Raw genomic sequence first — 16,244 nt, 5'->3', positions numbered from 1 at the left:
CGATCAGCTCTCGGCGCGAGTCGGACGGTGACGTCAGACGGTCAAGAGCGCCTTGATCGCGCGACGCTCGTCCATGGCCCGGTAGCCCTCGGCCGCCTGATCGAGCGGGAGGGTCAGGTCGAAGACCTTCCCGGGATCGATCTCCCGCTTCCAGATGAGGTCGATCAGCTCGGGCAGGAAACGCCGCACCGGGGCAGGACCACCGTGCAGGTGGATCTCGGAGAAGAACAGCTCCATCCCGGGCAACTCCACGTCGTGGGAGACACCGACATATCCGACGTGCCCGCCGGGGCGTGCCGAGCGGATCGCCTGCATCATCGACTCCTGTGTCCCGACCGCTTCGATGACCGAGTGCGCCCCGAGACCGTCGGTGAGTTCCTTGATCCTGGCCACGCCCTCGTCGCCGCGCTCGGTCACGATGTCGGTGGCGCCGAACTCACGGGCGAGCGCCTGCCGGTCGGCGTGCCGACTCATCGCGATGATCCGGTCGGCGCAGAGCCGCTGAGCGGCCAGGACAGCCAGAAGGCCCACCGCACCGTCGCCGACGACGGCCACCGTCTTCCCCGGGCCGACCTCGGCCGCCACCGCACCGAACCACCCGGTTCCCAGCACATCCGACGCGGCCAGCAGCGACGGATGAGGTCGGCGTCGGGCTGCCCCGGGGTGGCGACGAGGGTGCCGTCGGCGTGCGGCACCCGGGCGTATTCGGCCTGGGTGCCGATGGCACCCATCGGCTCCGCATGGACACACCGGGACTGATAACCCGCCCGGCAGATCTCGCAGGTGTTGTCGGATGCGAAGAACGAGCCGACGACGAAGTCGCCGACCTTCACCGTCGACACCTGGTCTCCCACCTCGGTGACCGTGCCGACGTATTCGTGCCCCATCGGCGCGTGGTCGACGTCTTCGATGCCGCGATACGGCCACAAGTCCGACCCGCACACGCAGGTCGCGGCGATCTTGATGATCGCGTCGGTGGGCTCCTCGATCGTCGGGTTCTCTCGTTCGTCCACCCGGATCTCCCCAGGGGCGTCCATGATCACGCCGAGCATGTTTCCTCCACTTCAGCCCGCCGTCGGCGGCGGGACGGTCCGTACTCATCGAGGCAGGCACGTCGATACCAGGGCGGGTTCCCGACAACTCGGGAGCGAAAAAGACTCACGTTCCTGAAATCAACCCTTGCCCGCGCGCCACCCGGCGTTTATTGTTTGCCATACAAACACTGACGTCGACGATCGGAACCCACTGTGGCAACCACCGGACGCGCGAGCCGGGAAGCCGGCAGGGCAACCCGCCAGGCGCTGCTGCGTGCCGCCGGCGAGGTGTTCGCCGAGCACGGTGACGCGGCGTCGGTCGCTCAGATCTGCCAGCGCGCCGACGCCTACCCCAACCAGGTCACCTACTACTTCGGCTCCAAGGAACAACTCTTCGTCGAGGTCGCGTGCGCCGGTGTACTGCGGGCCGGACGTCGAGCCGAAGAGGCCGCCGCCGAGACCACGACCGTCCGTGACTACACGAACACGCTCGTCGGAACCCTCCTCGGTCCCTGCGCGCGGGACGTCGAACTGTTCACTACCGCCATGCTGCTGACGTCGCGCCGCACCGACCTGCGGGAGCACATCACCGACACCCTGCGCACACTTCACGAACGCGGCGAGCAGGCGCTGATGTCGACGCTGGTGCGCACCGGCTGGCAACTGCGTGCCGGGATCGATGTCGAGGCGAAGGCGTTCTGGTCGGCGATCTTCGGTCTCGCGGTTCAGAAGGCCGCCACCGGGGCCGACTTCGGCTATCGACTCGAGGACGCGGTCGCGGTGATCTTCACGAATCTGCAGATCCCGGACCGGGTTCTGGACCGGCCACTCGTACCCACGCCCCAGGAGGCATGATGACCCAGTCCGCGACGCACATCCATCCGCAGCCGCACCTCACCCACGAGGTGTTCAACCAGTCCGCTCCGCGACTGGACGTCAACGAGTACGAGCTCGACGTCGTCCTCACCGAGGCGGTCGCGCGACACGACGCCGCCTGGGGCGACGCCGAGCTTCGCGAGATCGGGGCGCTCGTCGGCAGCGAATCCTTCAAGCACGACGCCCATCTCGCGAACACCATCACGCCGGTGTTGCGGACGTTCGACCGCTGGGGTCACCGCATCGACGAGGTCGAATACCACCCGGCATACCACCGGATCATCTCCGCATCCATCGCCCACGGCGCCCACACGCGCTGCTGGTCCGATCCTCAACCCGGGTCGCATGTCGTGCGTGCGGCCGCGTTCATGCTGTTCGGCCAGATCGAACCTGGCCACGCCTGCCCGGTGTCGATGACCCACGCGGTCATCCCCTCACTCGAACTCCAGCCCGACGTCGCCGCGAACTGGGTGCCGAAGGCGTTGTCCCGCAGCTACTCCCCCGAGTTGAACGCCACCAAGGAGTCGGCCATCTTCGGGATGTCGATGACCGAGAAGCAAGGCGGCTCCGACGTCCGCGCCAACACCACCGTCGCAGTCCCCGCCGGAACCGGCGGACCGGGTGCCGAGTACCTCCTCACCGGACACAAGTGGTTCTGCTCGGCGCCCATGTCGGATGCCTTCCTCGTTCTCGCCCAGGCGCACGGCGCCGGCGGCGAAGGACTTTCGTGTTTCCTGCTCCCCCGCATTCTGCCCGACGGCACCCGTAACGTCTTCCGCATCCAGCGTCTCAAGGACAAGCTCGGCAACAAGTCCAACGCCTCCAGCGAGATCGAACTCGACGGCACCGTCGCCGTCATGGTCGGCGAGCCGGGACGCGGCGTGCGCACGATCATAGAGATGGTCGCGCAGACCCGCCTCGACTGCGTTCTCGGTTCCGCGGCGGGCATGCGCCAGGCCGTCGCCGAGGCCGTGTGGCACGCCCGGCATCGTGCCGCCTTCGGCGCGACGCTGGCCGACCAACCCGCGATGACCGCCGTATTGGCCGATCTCGCACTGGAATCCGAGGCCGCGACCACCACCGCGATCCGCCTCGCCCGCGCCCACGACGAGGATGCCGATCCGCAGGAGCGCGCCTTCCGCCGGCTCGCCACCGCGGTCGCCAAGTACTGGATCTGCAAGCGCGGCCCCCACCACGCCTACGAGGCACTGGAATGCCTCGGCGGCAACGGATACACCGAGGACTTCCCGCTCGCCATGCGCTACCGCGAGCAACCGGTGATGGCCGTATGGGAGGGCTCGGGCAACGTCATCGCCCTCGACGTCCTGCGCGCGATGACGCGGGAACCCGAATCGGTCGCCGCCTTCGACGCCGAGGTCAGCCTCGCCCGCGGCGCCGACCGGACTCTCGACGCGCACCTGGACCGGCTCCGTGACCAGCTCGGCGAACTGTCGCGGCTCGCCCCGGCCGACGCCCAGCGCCGAGCCCGATCCACCGTCGAGTCGATGGCACTGGCGCTCGAGGCGTCACTGCTGGTGCGGCACAGCCCGTCGGCGGTCGCCGACGCGTTCATCGTCAGCCGGCTGGGCCCCGACCGCAGCTTCGAGTACGGCGCGCTCCCCGACGGCGCCGATCTCGCCGCCATCCTCGAACGTCACTGAGACACCCCGCCTTCCGTTCTCACACCACCCCTTCCGCCGCCGCCAGGATCTGCCGGCGCAGCGTCGAGGCGGTGTTGGGCAGCCACATCGCCCGGACGGGGGCGAACGGCGGATCGGTGAACTCGACGATGCGGATGGAGTTCGCGTAGATCCAGCCGGGCTCGTTGGTGACGAACGCACAGGCTTTGGGGTGGGCGATGACCGCCGTGTGCGGCGGTGTACCGAGGAGCGTCGACAGGATGATGCGCGGTTCGAATCCCGCACGCCGGCACAACCCGACGAGGATGTCGGTGTACTCGTATTCGTGCTCGGGCCCCCACACGACGACCTCGTAACCGGCGAGGGCGGCCATGTCGACACGGGCATGCGCGGCGAGCGGGTGATCGCTGCGCACCGCGAGGCGGAGCTCGTGTTCGGTCGCGATCGTGGTCGCCATGTCCGGTGGCGCCGACACACCACGGCCCAGCGCCAGGTCGATCGAGCCCGACAGCAATTCCTCACGCATGAAGTCGGCGAACACCGGGCGCACCGTGATCGGCACCGAGGGGTCGGCGAGGACCACGGGTTCGATGATCCGGAAGACCTCCGACGACGCGAGGTCGGGTGCATGGCCGATGACGAACGGTGCGGGTGCCCCTGCGTTGACCCGTCTGACCTGCGTGGCGAGCTGTTCCCCGCCGGCCAGCAACGGCACCGCGCCGCGGTAGAGCGCCTCCCCGGCCGGCGTCGGCGTCAGGCTGCGCCGCGAACGGGAGAAGAGCTCGACTCCCAGCTGTCGCTCGAGTTCACGGATCGCCGAGGACAACGCCTGCTGGCTGATGAACAGGTTGTCGGCGGCGACGCGGAGGCTCGGAGCCTCCATGACGACGACGAACATTCGGAGTCGGCGCAGGTCTATATCGCGGAGTCCGGCGTCCCCGGAACCATTCATCAACCATCTCCTGTCAGTTATCCGGATTGATGTGATTGTAGGTTGACCTTCAACCCAATATGCTCATTTCTGCATGGCATCGTGTTCAGATGTCATTCGCGTTTTGGGCTACCTGCTGAGGTCCCCCCGCGGAGGGGACGGGAGGACCTCGGCAGGTGCTTCTTTCTCACATTTCGGTGTTTTCGCTGCCGCAACCGGGCGTCGGCGGCTATCAATTGCTCTGATGAAGCATCGCTAATGCTCATCTGGACTTCGCGTTGTTCGCCCCAACCCCCATTTCCGGAGTTCGATCAGGTGGAAGAACCGGTCGGCCGTTTGCCGAGATCTACTCCGTTCGGCGGGCTCGGTCGCGACTCGATCACCGCGGAGATCGCACGGCGCAGCGGGCTCTACGACGAAACACTCGACGTTCTCCGGCAGCTGCGTCTGCGCGAACGCCATATCCGGTACACCATCGCCGGGCTGGTGCTGATCTTCGGCGTCGTGGGCGCGCTCGGATTGTTCACGCCGAGCGGCGCGCAGGGTTCGCTGTGGCGGTCGCTGATCCTCGGTACCGCTGCCGCCACCACCATCCCCACCGCGATCGCGGTGAGCCGGGTCCATCTGGGCGTGATGTGGTGGACCAAGAAGTCACACGTCCGAGGGTTCAACGACGCCTTCGTCGCCTACGCGGACATCGGTGTGGCGGTGTGCCTGTTCGCCGTCGCCGATCCACGCCTGGCGCTGTACTTCTCGGCACTGTTCGCCGTGATCGGCTCCTACAGCGCACATTTCGTACGTGCCCGCGTCGTGTACCTGCACCTGGCCCTGTCGAGCGCAGTGACCTGCACACTCGGAGTTCTCGCCTGGCTGGACGGCGCTCCGCCCGTGCCCGCGTTCGCCGCCACCCTTGCTCTGCTCGTCGCCGTGAGCGGGACGGTCACCCTGCACCAGGGCTACACCTCCGACCTCCAGCGATCCCTGAAACACCAACTGCGGATGGCCAATACCGATCCGCTCACCGGACTGCTGAACCGCCGCGGATTCATCCTCGCCACGACCACACTGTTGCGTCGGGGTCCCGGTGACCGGTTCGCACTGGTCATCGCCGACGTCGACCGCTTCAAACGGATCAACGACGACCACGGGCACGCCGTGGGCGATGCCGTCCTGCAGCAGGTCGCCGACATCCTCCAGGGCGCCGTGCCCGAGCCTGCGGTCGTCGCCCGGCTCGGCGGCGATGAGTTCGCGATCGCGGCGCGGCTCGACGAACAGGCGGTGCGTGCCGTCGCCGAAGACATCCGCGGCCAACCGGTCGACGCCGGCGACGGCGAGTGGGCGACCGTCAGTCTCGGCATCGCGGTGGGTCCCCTGCACAGCGAGCACATGACCGACGAGGATGCGACCGAGCGCATTCGACGCGACTTCGCCCTCGCCGACGACGCCCTGTTCGAGGCGAAGGCGAAGAGGCGCGGCACCTATGCCGTGGTGCCGACCACGCCTACAGGATCACGCCCGGGTTGAGGAGCCCGTCCGGGTCGAGAGCGTTCTTGATGAGCGCGGTCAGCTCCATCACGTCCGGACCCACCTGGTCGGGCAGCCAGCCCTTCTTGAGCCGGCCCACGCCGTGCTCGCCGGTGATGGTGCCGCCGAGTTCGATGGCGAGGTCCATGATCTGGCCGAATGCCGTCTGCGCACGGTCGGCCTCGGCCGTGTCGGCCGGATCGAAGACGATCAGCGGGTGCGTGTTGCCGTCGCCGGCATGTGCGATCACCGAGATCATCACCTGGTTGTCCGCGGCGATCTTGGCGACGCCGTCGATGAGGTCGGGCAGCGAGGGCAACGGGACCCCGACGTCCTCCAGCAGCAGCGAACCCAGCTTCTCCACCGCCGGGATCGCTGCTCGCCGGGCAGCGGTGAACGCCTCGCCCTCGGCGGGGTCGTCGGTGGTGAAGACCTCGCCGGCACCGTTCGACTCGAAGGCGTTCCGGATGAGTTCGACCTCCTGGGCACCGGCGGCCCCGGGTGCGTCGGACTGGGCGACGAGCAGTGCGCCCGCGTCGCGGTCGAGTCCCATGCGCAGCATGTCCTCGACCGCGTTGATCGCCACCGAATCCATGAATTCCAGCATCGCCGGGCGGATCTCGCCGGTGACGGCCAGGACGGCACGGCTGGCGTCGTGTACCGAGTCGAAGACCCCGACGACCGTGCTCGCCGGCCCCTGCGGCGGCAGCAGCCGCAAGGTCACCTCGGTGATGATGCCGAGGAGTCCCTCACTGCCGACGAACAGCTTGGTCAACGGCAGCCCGGCGGAGTCCTTCAGCTGCTTGCCGCCCACCCGAACCGCTCGACCGTCGGCGAGCACCACCTGCAGCCCGAGCACGTAATCGGTGGTGACCCCGTACTTCACGCAGCACAGCCCACCCGCATTGGTGGCGACGTTGCCGCCGATCGAACAGATCTCGAACGACGACGGGTCCGGCGGGTACCAGAGACCCTCCGCCGCCGCCGCGGCCTTGACCTCGGAGTTGAACAGCCCGGGCTGGACGACGGCGGAGCGCGTCGCGGGGTCAACGGCGATCTCGCGCATCTTCTCGGTGGAGATCATGACGGCGCCGTCCACCGCGGTCGAGCCGCCGGACAGGCTGGTGCCGGCACCGCGGGTGATGATCGGAATCCGGTTCTCGGCACACCACCGAACCGTCGTCTGGACCTGATCGGTCGAAGTCGGGCGGATCAGTGCGAGTGGGGTACCGGCGGCCGGGTCGAAAGCGCGGTCCTGGCGATACCCGGCGAGTATGTCGGGGTCGGTGATCACCATTCCGTCGGGAAGGGCGGCGGCCAACGAACTCGTTTCGGCACTCATGCGTTCAGCGTATTCTTCGACGCCCGCACCGCGGTTTCACTTCGGCACACCTGCCGGTCAGGGCTCCGCAGGCGTATCAAGGAGATCGTGACTGACTTCAATTCGACCATCATCAACGAGTTCCGCACCAACAACGGACATGTCGAGACCGCGGGGTTCGGGAAGAACCTCGTCCTGCTGCACACCGTCGGCGCGAAATCCGGGGAGCCGCGAATCAGCCCGTTGTTCGGTCTCGCCGACGACGGCTCCTGGCTCGTCATCGGATCTTTCGCGGGTTCGCCGACGACGCCGGCCTGGGTCCACAACCTTCGCGCGCACCCCGACTCGGTTGCCGTCGAGACCCCCGCAGCCGAGGGCATCGAACACCACGAGACGCAGGTCGCCGAGATCACCGATGACGACTGGGACGCCGCCTGGGCGAAGTTCACGGCGTTCACCGACCAGTTCGTCAAGTACACCGAGACCGCTCAGGGCCGGAAGTTCCCGATCTTCCGTCTGACCCCGAGATCCTGACCTCTCGAGCCTGATACGGGCACCCTGGTCTCGACACCCTTGTCCGGCACCGCACCCGCAGATCGACGCCGCTCTACTCTGGGCAGGGTGTTCGAGGTTGGCGACCGCGTGGACGGCTTCACCATCGACGAGTTCGTCGGCGGTGGTGCGAGCGCGGACGTCTTCCGGGCTCATCGCGACGACGGGAACGGGCCGGTCGCGCTCAAGGTGCTGCACCCTGACGCCGCCGATCACGCCCGGGTCCGTGAACGGTTCGAGCGCGAGTTCGGGATTGCGTCGCTTCTCCACCACCCGCACATCGTCCGGATGCGCGCCCACGGTGAGATCGCCGCGCCGCCCGGCTCTCTCGGCCCTCGCCACCAGCCGTCGATGTGGCTGGCGATGCAGTACGTCGCGGGCCCGGCGGCCACCGCACTCATTCCCGGCGACGACACCGAACCCGACGTGGACGCGATCCTGCGGGTCGCCGCGCAGATCGCCGGTGCCCTCGACCACGCACACGGCCAGGAGATCCTCCACCGCGACGTCAAGCCCGCCAACATCCTGCTCTCCCGACCTCTCGACTCTGACCCGGAGGGGCCCACGCCCGGCTCCTCCGCACCGGTCGACGCCTACCTCTCCGACTTCGGGATCGCCCAATTCCTCGATGACACAAGACCACTCGCACGCAACGGCCGGGTCCAGGGCTCCATCGGGTATGCCTCGCCCGAACTGCTTCAGGCACATCACCTTTCGCCGGCCAGCGACAACTACTCCTTCGCGTGCAGTCTCGTCGAGTTGTTCACCGGCACACCGCCGTATCCGCGGCGCACGTCCTTCGCGATCACCTACGCACACATCAACGACGAACCGCCGCGCCTCACCCGGCGCCGTCCGTGGCTCCCGTCGGCGATGGATTCGATCTTCGCCAAGGCGCTCGCCAAGTCACCGCAGAACCGCTATCCGACGTGTACGGCTCTCGTCGAGATCCTGGTCCGTCTCATGCGTGACGTGCCCGTCCCCGAGCCGACCCGCTCACGATGGTGGGGACGTCCGCGTCATCCGTGACCGACCGGTCGCGGATCAGCCCTCGTCGAGTCCGTACACGCGGACCGCGGTGTCGCGGAAGATGCGTCGCAACGCCTCGTCTCCCCACTGGGACGCACAGTCGACCAGCGCGCCGACGAGGACGTCGATCGCCGCATTGGGGCGGTCGATCGGATAGTTGGAGCCGAACATGATGCGGTCCGAACCGAAGTGGGTGACGACGTGTTCGACGAACGGACCGATCATCTCGCCCAGCGTCGCCTGTCCCCCGATGTTGCCCCACCGTTCGTGGCCGTAACCGAGAACCGGCATGGCCAGCCCGGAAAGCTTCACCACCACATTGCGATACGACGCCAGGGTGGTCATCCGTTCCCGCCACAGCCGCCAGATGTCGGCGCGCGCCGCGGCCGTCGCGCCGGTACGTGTCCCGATCGGCCCGAACACCCCGGCGGGTATCCCGAAGTGGTCGAGGACGATCGCCGTGTCGGGATACTCGCGCGCCAGCACGATGACGTCGTAGAGCTGGTGGGAGTAGACCGCCGCCTCGAACACGAGTTTGCGCGCGGCAAGTTCGGCGAAACCGTCGAGAAAGGAGGCCGACGCCAGGATGTTGTCGGAGTCGCCGCCGTCGCGGACACGCGGGTCGGGATGGCGCGTCGCCACCAGCCGGATGCCCCGGACACGGGACGAGACCGTGAACTGCTGATCGAGCGTCTCGGCGAAGTCATGGTCGCGCGGGTCGCCGTGGGCGACGATCGCCCCCAGACGCGGAGCGCCGGAGTGGCCGAACGGCAGGTGCTCCAGATAGCGCGTCTCCTCCACGGCGGTGCTGTGTGCCGCCGCCTGCTCTCCCGCGGGTAGTGCCTTGCGCCAATGCGACTCGACGTGCACCACGGTGTCGATGGGCACCCCGACGACCGTCGAGACGAGAGCGGCATCGGTGGCGTACTGCCGCGGCTCGTACGGGCGCGCGACGGTTCGCGGTGTCAGCACGAACTCCCGGTCGGCGCGCGAGGCGATGAGCGGGAAGGCTCGGTCCCCCAATCGGGGGACGAACCCGTACAGCCGCGACGAGCGGGTTGCCGCCCATGGGGTGCGCCGCGGATTCCAGTGCTGCACATGCGCGTCGACGATGGCCGGGAGGACACCGTCGAGGGACGTCATGTTGGTACCTTGCCACACCGGATCACAGTCCGACATACGATGACGGATCCTGAATTCTGTACCGTCGACCGCTAGTGTTGAGCTCTCGGAACAGGCGGGGGACGAACGCCGACGGAGGTTGTCCTAAGAGAATGGCGAGCCACTCACGCCACACGTTGCATCACCTGCGAACAGCGGTGAACCGGCAGCCCGACCGGTTCGTGACCAACGTCTACACCCGGATGTTCGCGATCGATCCCGACCTCCGGGATCTGTTCGGCGTCTCGATGGCCGCACAGCAGATCGCCTTCCATCGCGTGATCGACCACGTCCTCGAAGCCATCCCTGCGGAGTCCGGCCACGCCGACCTCGTCGAGTTCCTCGCCCAGCTCGGCCGCGACCATCGCAAGTTCGGGGTCGAACCCGAGCACTACCACGTGATGTACACCGCGCTCATGGGCGAGTTCGCCAGTCTGATGGAGGGGTACTGGGACGAAGAGGCGCAGCAGACCGTCTCGCAGGCGATGATGCTCGTCACCGGTGTGATGCGCGGGGCTGCCGAGACCGCCACCCACCCGGCCCGGTGGACGGCAGAGGTCGTGGAGAAGTACCGAATCAGCCGCGACCTCGCCGTGGTACGACTCATCGCACATGCGCCGCTGACGTTCAACGTCGGCCAGTACCTCGAGGTCCACATCCCGCAGTGGCCCAAGCAGTGGCGCAATTTCTCGCCGTCGATCCCGCCGAACCCGGCCGGTGAGCTGGAGTTCCATGTCCGGGCGATCCAGGGTGGGACGGTCAGCTCGGCCATCGTCAGCGAGACCAGCGTCGGAGACGTCTGGACCCTGTCGCAGAGTCACGGGACCCTGCACGTCGACCGGGACCGGCCCGTCCTGATGGTCGCCGGCGGCACCGGGCTCGCCCCACTGCGTGCCCTGCTCATCGAGATGTCCAAACGCGCGGACTCGCCCCCGACCCACATCTTCTACGGGATGCGCTACCCCGGCGAGCTCTACGACCTGAGTGTCCTTCGGCGGATCGCCGCCACCAACCCGTGGTTGCAGGTCACCGCGGTGTCGGAGGAGGAGCGCGACCCGTGGTGGATCACCGCCGTGGCGACGCCGGCCGAACTCGGGATCGACCACGAGATCGGCACCCTCGCCGACGTGGTCGTCGGCGCCGGGAACTGGGAGGACCACCAGGTGCTCATCGCCGGGTCGGCGCAGATGATCGAGGCGACCCGACGCACACTGATCATCGCCGGGGTCCGCGCCAGCCGTATCCAGCACGACCCGGTGTACTGACCCGCGGGTCACCGCGTCAGGGAGCCGGCTCTCCCGGAGCCGGCACCTCGACCGTGGTCGTCTCGGTCTCGGTGATCGTGAACGGTCCCGGAATCTCCTCGGTCACCGTGGTCGTCCTCGTGACCGGACGTGGGGTGCTGGTGATCGTCGTCGTGCGCGCCTGCTGCGTCTGGGTTTCGGTCTCGGTGACCGTCTTCGCGTCCGCGCTGACGGTCACGGCAGCGGGCGTCTCGGTGACCGTCACGGGGGCGGGTTCGGTGGTGTTGCGCTCCGCGGACAGCAGCAGGGTCAGACCGACCGCGCCCAGGAACATCGCCGCACCGATCGCGGCGCCGACGAACCACCAGCGTCGCCCGGTCGACACCCGCGGGGCCGCCGCCGGCGTCGACAACGCCACCAGGGCGGCGTCGGCCGCGCCGATGGCCGAGGCCAGTGGCGGGTTGCCAGCGACCGTGACGGGCCGCTGTGCGGCGTATTCGAACGCGGGCGCGATACCGGGCATCTCCGCGCCGGGTCCCACCACGATGATCGAGGTGATGTCGCGGCCGCGCGGCAGCTTGGACACCGCCGTCGCCAGCTCGGACGCCCCGTCCGGATCGGTGACGGGGGCGAGCCGGTTGGTGGTGAAGTCGGCGGTCCCGAGGACCGCACCCGAGGTCGTGTCGACGGTGGCCACCGACGTACCGGATGCCGGAGCGGCATCCCGGTCGAGGTCCACGACGGCGACGACGCCGCCCCGGGTGGCATGGGTGCACGCGATCTCGGCGAGTGCCGAGGCGTAACCGGTGACGACGACGCGGTCGTGCCAGGACTCCCCGGCGCCGCTCGACCCGAAGGCCTGCGCCAGGTGCTTGCGGACGTCCTCGCGTGACACCGAGACGCCGATCTGATCGACGACGACCGGCACCGAATCGACCAGCTCGATGATCGCGGCCTCGACCGCGGGTGCCGACGGATCAGGCAGGTCGACGAGGTTGCTGGCCAGGATGTGGCCATCGGCGTCGCGCACCACGGACGCGATCTGATCGTCCACGACAGATATCCCGAGAACCACGGATCCGGGCAGTCCCCCACTCGCCGGATCTTGGGTCATCGTCACCTCCACATCGACGTTTGCCCATGCAGCCTAACGGCTTGGACCGAATTCGTGGCAGCCGGACCGTCGGTGGTACCCCGTCAAACCGACTCGGCGGGATGTTGGGTGTACGCGGCGTCGCGCACCGCCTCGTCGGTCTCGAGCCCGGCACCGAGCGCACCGCCGACGGTGGCGAGCGAACACGTCAGCCACGCGACCTCCAAGTAGTCGGTGATCCCGGGGTCGTGACCGAGGGCGTCGCCGAAGACCTGTGGGACCACGAGGCACAGGGCGCCGAGGGCCGCGAGAACGAAGAGAGCGGCATAGAACGCCGCGACTCCCAGCACGACGGTGATGACGGTGACGGTGTTGAACAGGACGATCTGTTCGCGCGACTGCCGCGACGACCCCCGTTCCCACAGGTTGGCGCCGACGATCAGGGTGGCGGTGATGGCGACGATCGAACCGACGGCGACGCCGGTGAGGCGGACCCAGCCGAAGGTGTCGGCCAGTAGCCAGATGTCGGCGGTGACCAGTGCGAAGACACCGGCGGCGATGGCGCCGGTCAGTGCCCGGGTCAGTCCGAGCGCGAGGCGCCACGGTCGGTTGGCGCGCACCATCCCCGAAAGGAGCCGGAGATTGCCGGTCAGCACCCGGGCGGTGAAGGCGGTGCCCGCCTCGTCGGTGTCGGTGCCGAGCTGGCGGACACGATGCCGCAGCGGCGACTTCGACGGGGACTTCTCGTGGTCGCGGAGGTCGTCGGCGTCGGCACCGAGGAGTTGTCCGACGAGACCGGTGACCGTGGTCCGCGCCCGCTGACGTAGGCCGGTCGGGCCGAGGGCGGGGACCGACAGGACCGCGACGCCGTGCACCGCGTTCGCATGCGCGACGACAGGGCGCCGGCCCACGTGCAGAGGCAGATCCGTCAGACAGATCACCAGGTCCCATTCACGTTCGAGGAGAACGTCTCTCGCGGCGTCGACGATCTGGGCATCGGTCGCGGGCGGCTGCACCACGGATGCCTCGACGATCTCGATCTGCCATCGGGCTCCGGGGAAGCTGGTCTGGACGTGCTCGATCAGGTTCGCGTCGACGAGCTTGCGCGCCAACCCGATCGGTTGCCCGGGGGCGGCCACGACTCCGAGGACGACCACCGCTTCGTCGTCTGATGTCGGCGTATCGTCCTCGAACTCCATGGAGAGGGCTTCCTTTCGCGGCCGCCCTGGGACGGCCTGGTCAGGCGGTGAAGGTCTCGATCAGGGTGTGCTGCTCGACGGCCGACGGAGCCTGCATGCCCGGGGCCTGGTCATCGGAGTGCGAGGCGCGGAACGAATCCGACTTCAGCCACGCCAGGAAGTCGTCCTTGGCGTCGAACTCCATGGTGGAGACGTAGGGCAGGCCCTCGGCCTCCGGACGCATCAGGGTCGCGCGGTGCAGGCCGGGGACACCCTTCAGCGTGGTGCGCATCGAGTCCGAGAATGCCTTCTCGAAGGCCTCGGCGTTCTCGGTGACATCGATGCGGTTGGTGATCACGAACATCTCGTCGACTCCTGGTTCGGGTCCGATAGGTCTCCGCCATCTTACCGACACGATGTCGGCAAGATGGCGGTGGTATCAGCCGAAGCGGTTCGCGAGAGCCCGGAGCGTGCTCTCGATGCCCTGACCGTTCTTCTTGTCGTAGCCGATCAGTTCCATGATCTTCGGGATCTTGAGCGTGGAATAGTCGAAGGTCTCGGTGACCTGCGTGGTCGTCGGCGACGTGGCGACGAGGTCCCAGCGCCAGCGATGACCCATGGGGTGCTTCCACTCGACGACCCGGTCGGCGTCGACGTCGGTCGCGGTGGAGGTGATCGTGTACGGGATGCCGAACTGCTTCATCCCGACGCTGAATCGCGCACCGGGAGTGAGTTTTTCCGGGCCCTTGACGGGCGTGTCGCGAACCGTCCCCGAACCGTCGAGCTCGTGATGACGATGCGGGTTGGCGATGAGGGCGAAGACCTCGGCGGCCGGCGCGTCGACGACGATGCGCCGTGAAACGCGGTGCGGGCCCGTGTCAACGGTGATGACGGTGTCGGAAGCCATACATCCAACGTACGCGGACCCTGCCGATCACCCTCGTGGAACGAGTCAGACCGTTCAGTCGCCGGATCGTCTGCGCCGCGGCTGCCACACGACGAGGGCATTGGTCCGGGGCACCGGGACGAGCTCGCCTCCGCGGCGGTTCCGCGACGCGGCGACCTCGTCGGTGAGCTCACGGACCCGCTGTTGCAGCGCCTCGACCTGATTACTCAGATCGATGATCCGTTTGATCCCGGCGAGGTTCACACCCTCCTCCTGCGAGAGACGCTGGATCTCACGCAGGAGGTCGACGTCGCGTGACGAGTAGCGACGACCGCCGCCACTCGTCCGCTGCGGGGTGACCAGACCGAGGCGGTCATAGGTCCGCAGGGTCTGGGCGTGCATGCCGGCGAGCTCGGCGGCCACCGAGATCATGAAGGTCGCGCCGTCGGCGTCGAAGTTCTTCTGGCCGGCCATGACTCATCTCCCCCAGTTCGCCCGTGGATCGAACCCGCTTGCCCGCTCGGCCTGATCGTAGGCGCGCATCGCCTCGATCGCGGCGTCGTCGAGCTTGTCCGGCACCGCGACCTTGACCGTCACGAGCAGGTCGCCTGCGCCACCCGATCGCTTGGGGACGCCGCGGCCGCGCACGCGAAGCGTCCGGCCGTCGGTGGTGTTCGGCGGGATCTTGACACCGACCGAGCCCTCGAGCGTCGGTACCGAGACCGTCGCGCCGAGAACGAGTTCGGAGATCCGCACCGGGAGCTGCACCCGAAGGTCGCTGCCACTGCGCGTGAACTGCTTGTGCGGGGTGACGTGGACGACGACGTAGAGGTCGCCCGACGGCGCTCCGCGGCGTCCGGCCTCGCCCTGTCCGGCGAGCCTGATCCGTTGTCCGTCTTCGACTCCGGCGGGGATGCGCACGTTGATGGTGCGCGTCCGGTTCTTCACGCCGCTGCCGGAGCAGTCGGTGCACGGGTCGTCGATCCGCGAGCCGGTGCCCTGGCAGTCCTGGCAGGGTTCGCTGAACCCGAAGGCGCCCTGGTTGCGGCTGACGAAACCGGAGCCGTTGCAGTTGGGGCACACTCGCGGGCTGGTGCCCGGCTTGGCACCCGAGCCGTGACAGGTGGTGCACGGGGACGGGCTGGTCACCCGCAGCGGGACCGTCGTGCCGAGCGCTGCGTCCTTGAAGGACAGCGTCGTCTCGGTCTCGAGGTCCTTGCCGCGACGGGGACGGCTGGCCGTCGACGTGCGCTGGGATCCGCCGCCACGGTTGAAGAGTCCGTCGAAGATGTCGCCGAATCCGCCGGCGCCGCCGGCCTGACCGCCGCCGAACAGGTCGCCGAGGTCGAAGTCGTTGCCGCCGGTCGTGTACGTCGTGCCGCCGCCCGGGAATCCACCCGGGAAGCCGTTGCCGCCGCCGCGGAATCGTCCGCCGGCGAACATGGCACGGGTCTCGTCGTACTCTTTGCGCTTCTGCGGGTCCGTCAGCACGCTTTTTGCTTCGGACACTCGCTTGAATCGTTCTTCGGCTTCCGCGTCACCCGGATTGCGGTCGGGGTGGAGCTCAGCGGCGAGCTTGCGATAGGCCTTCTGAATCTCTTCAGCCGAAGCGTCAGAAGCAACGCCCAGGTCCTTGTAGAAGTCATGTTCCAACCACTCACGTTGTGGAGCCACCAGACGTCACCTCCTTCAGGTCTTCTGTTGTCTGGATTGGTGTTTCAGTTGTTCCCCGCTCCCCGAGGTGCGAGCGGAGCGAGCCCACCCGCTCCCTGAGG

At 68.0% G+C, this 16,244-nt stretch carries 15 protein-coding genes and 1 pseudogene; 6 read left to right on the top strand and 10 right to left on the bottom strand.

Features of this window, described 5'->3' with window-relative positions:
- Positions 1-33: 33 nt before the first annotated feature.
- A pseudogene (locus tag C5O27_RS07020) lies at positions 34-1,052 on the bottom strand (zinc-dependent alcohol dehydrogenase family protein).
- 195 nt (positions 1,053-1,247) lie between these two features.
- Between C5O27_RS07020 and C5O27_RS07015 the strand changes: the two are divergent.
- Together C5O27_RS07015 and C5O27_RS07010 are read left to right on the top strand one after the other, a co-directional pair.
- A complete protein-coding gene (locus C5O27_RS07015) occupies positions 1,248-1,889 on the top strand; it encodes a TetR/AcrR family transcriptional regulator C-terminal domain-containing protein (protein WP_006359852.1) in 642 nt (213 codons plus the stop codon).
- The gene (locus tag C5O27_RS07010; protein WP_127963780.1) at positions 1,889-3,571 is read left to right on the top strand and encodes an acyl-CoA dehydrogenase family protein; all 1,683 of its coding nucleotides are present in this window, start codon (positions 1,889-1,891) and stop codon (positions 3,569-3,571) included. Before C5O27_RS07015 ends, C5O27_RS07010 begins: the two co-directional genes overlap by 1 nt.
- A 19-nt stretch (positions 3,572-3,590) precedes the next feature.
- Here C5O27_RS07010 and C5O27_RS07005 read toward each other — a convergent pair whose 3' ends face one another.
- Positions 3,591-4,502 (bottom strand): LysR family transcriptional regulator, encoded by a 912-nt coding sequence (locus C5O27_RS07005; protein ID WP_127962281.1) that lies wholly within the window; start codon positions 4,500-4,502, stop codon positions 3,591-3,593.
- Between the two features lie 294 nt (positions 4,503-4,796).
- Between C5O27_RS07005 and C5O27_RS07000 the strand changes: the two genes are divergently transcribed.
- Positions 4,797-6,005: a GGDEF domain-containing protein gene (locus C5O27_RS07000; RefSeq protein ID WP_127962280.1), complete on the top strand. Its 1,209-nt coding sequence runs from the start codon at positions 4,797-4,799 to the stop codon at positions 6,003-6,005.
- On the opposite strand, the gene C5O27_RS06995 is transcribed toward C5O27_RS07000, so the two are convergent.
- The gene (locus C5O27_RS06995) at positions 5,983-7,347 is read right to left on the bottom strand and encodes an FAD-binding oxidoreductase (protein WP_035752887.1); all 1,365 of its coding nucleotides are present in this window, start codon (positions 7,345-7,347) and stop codon (positions 5,983-5,985) included. The genes C5O27_RS07000 and C5O27_RS06995 overlap by 23 nt on opposite strands.
- 87 nt (positions 7,348-7,434) lie before the next feature.
- Between C5O27_RS06995 and C5O27_RS06990 the strand changes: the two genes are divergently transcribed.
- The gene (locus C5O27_RS06990; protein WP_127962279.1) at positions 7,435-7,860 is read left to right on the top strand and encodes a nitroreductase/quinone reductase family protein; all 426 of its coding nucleotides are present in this window, start codon (positions 7,435-7,437) and stop codon (positions 7,858-7,860) included.
- Between the two features lie 87 nt (positions 7,861-7,947).
- Positions 7,948-8,907, top strand: coding sequence for a serine/threonine-protein kinase (locus tag C5O27_RS06985; protein WP_127962278.1), 960 nt, complete (start codon positions 7,948-7,950; stop codon positions 8,905-8,907).
- 15 nt (positions 8,908-8,922) lie between these two features.
- Here C5O27_RS06985 and C5O27_RS06980 read toward each other — a convergent pair whose 3' ends face one another.
- Positions 8,923-10,050, bottom strand: a complete 1,128-nt coding sequence (locus C5O27_RS06980) for an amidohydrolase family protein (RefSeq protein ID WP_040004269.1) — start codon at positions 10,048-10,050, stop codon at positions 8,923-8,925.
- Positions 10,051-10,181: 131 nt separating this feature from the next.
- On the opposite strand from C5O27_RS06980, the gene C5O27_RS06975 reads away from it, so the two are divergent.
- The gene (locus C5O27_RS06975) at positions 10,182-11,333 is read left to right on the top strand and encodes an FAD-binding oxidoreductase (RefSeq protein ID WP_127962277.1); all 1,152 of its coding nucleotides are present in this window, start codon (positions 10,182-10,184) and stop codon (positions 11,331-11,333) included.
- A gap of 16 nt (positions 11,334-11,349) precedes the next feature.
- Here the strand turns inward: C5O27_RS06975 and C5O27_RS06970 are convergent, their stop codons facing one another.
- The 6 genes from C5O27_RS06970 to dnaJ all read right to left on the bottom strand — a co-directional run bounded on the left by C5O27_RS06970 (position 11,350) and on the right by dnaJ (position 16,143).
- Positions 11,350-12,426 (bottom strand): DUF7159 family protein, encoded by a 1,077-nt coding sequence (locus C5O27_RS06970; RefSeq protein ID WP_006359861.1) that lies wholly within the window; start codon positions 12,424-12,426, stop codon positions 11,350-11,352.
- 83 nt (positions 12,427-12,509) lie between these two features.
- A complete protein-coding gene (locus C5O27_RS06965) occupies positions 12,510-13,604 on the bottom strand; it encodes a hypothetical protein (protein WP_127962276.1) in 1,095 nt (364 codons plus the stop codon).
- 40 nt (positions 13,605-13,644) lie between these two features.
- A complete protein-coding gene (locus tag C5O27_RS06960) occupies positions 13,645-13,947 on the bottom strand; it encodes an antibiotic biosynthesis monooxygenase family protein (RefSeq protein ID WP_006359863.1) in 303 nt (100 codons plus the stop codon).
- Between the two features lie 75 nt (positions 13,948-14,022).
- Positions 14,023-14,490 carry an SRPBCC family protein gene (locus C5O27_RS06955; RefSeq protein ID WP_127962275.1) on the bottom strand — a complete coding sequence of 156 codons (468 nt, stop codon included), beginning with the start codon at positions 14,488-14,490 and terminating at the stop codon, positions 14,023-14,025.
- Positions 14,491-14,544: 54 nt separating this feature from the next.
- Complete coding sequence (locus tag C5O27_RS06950) at positions 14,545-14,943, bottom strand: heat shock protein transcriptional repressor HspR (RefSeq protein ID WP_006359865.1); 399 nt, start codon at positions 14,941-14,943, stop codon at positions 14,545-14,547.
- A gap of 3 nt (positions 14,944-14,946) precedes the next feature.
- Positions 14,947-16,143 (bottom strand): molecular chaperone DnaJ, encoded by a 1,197-nt coding sequence (gene dnaJ, locus C5O27_RS06945; RefSeq protein WP_127962274.1) that lies wholly within the window; start codon positions 16,141-16,143, stop codon positions 14,947-14,949.
- Positions 16,144-16,244 lie beyond the last annotated feature (101 nt).

This window comes from Gordonia alkanivorans (genome assembly GCF_004011905.1).
In the GTDB taxonomy this organism is placed as follows: domain Bacteria; phylum Actinomycetota; class Actinomycetes; order Mycobacteriales; family Mycobacteriaceae; genus Gordonia; species Gordonia alkanivorans.
This window is presented reverse-complemented; position numbering and strand designations above follow the sequence as displayed.

What these genes read in the sequence shown, in the direction of transcription:
- C5O27_RS07010 (WP_127963780.1), top strand. Translation starts at nt 1,889, where the DNA reads ATGACCCAGTCCGCGACGCACATCCATCCGCAGCCGCACCTCACCCAC.
- C5O27_RS07005 (WP_127962281.1), bottom strand. Translation starts at nt 4,502, where the DNA reads ATGAATGGTTCCGGGGACGCCGGACTCCGCGATATAGACCTGCGCCGA.
- C5O27_RS06995 (WP_035752887.1), bottom strand. Translation starts at nt 7,347, where the DNA reads ATGAGTGCCGAAACGAGTTCGTTGGCCGCCGCCCTTCCCGACGGAATG.
- C5O27_RS06980 (WP_040004269.1), bottom strand. Translation starts at nt 10,050, where the DNA reads ATGACGTCCCTCGACGGTGTCCTCCCGGCCATCGTCGACGCGCATGTG.
- C5O27_RS06975 (WP_127962277.1), top strand. Translation starts at nt 10,182, where the DNA reads ATGGCGAGCCACTCACGCCACACGTTGCATCACCTGCGAACAGCGGTG.
- C5O27_RS06970 (WP_006359861.1), bottom strand. Translation starts at nt 12,426, where the DNA reads ATGACCCAAGATCCGGCGAGTGGGGGACTGCCCGGATCCGTGGTTCTC.
- C5O27_RS06965 (WP_127962276.1), bottom strand. Translation starts at nt 13,604, where the DNA reads ATGGAGTTCGAGGACGATACGCCGACATCAGACGACGAAGCGGTGGTC.
- C5O27_RS06960 (WP_006359863.1), bottom strand. Translation starts at nt 13,947, where the DNA reads ATGTTCGTGATCACCAACCGCATCGATGTCACCGAGAACGCCGAGGCC.
- C5O27_RS06955 (WP_127962275.1), bottom strand. Translation starts at nt 14,490, where the DNA reads ATGGCTTCCGACACCGTCATCACCGTTGACACGGGCCCGCACCGCGTT.
- C5O27_RS06950 (WP_006359865.1), bottom strand. Translation starts at nt 14,943, where the DNA reads ATGGCCGGCCAGAAGAACTTCGACGCCGACGGCGCGACCTTCATGATC.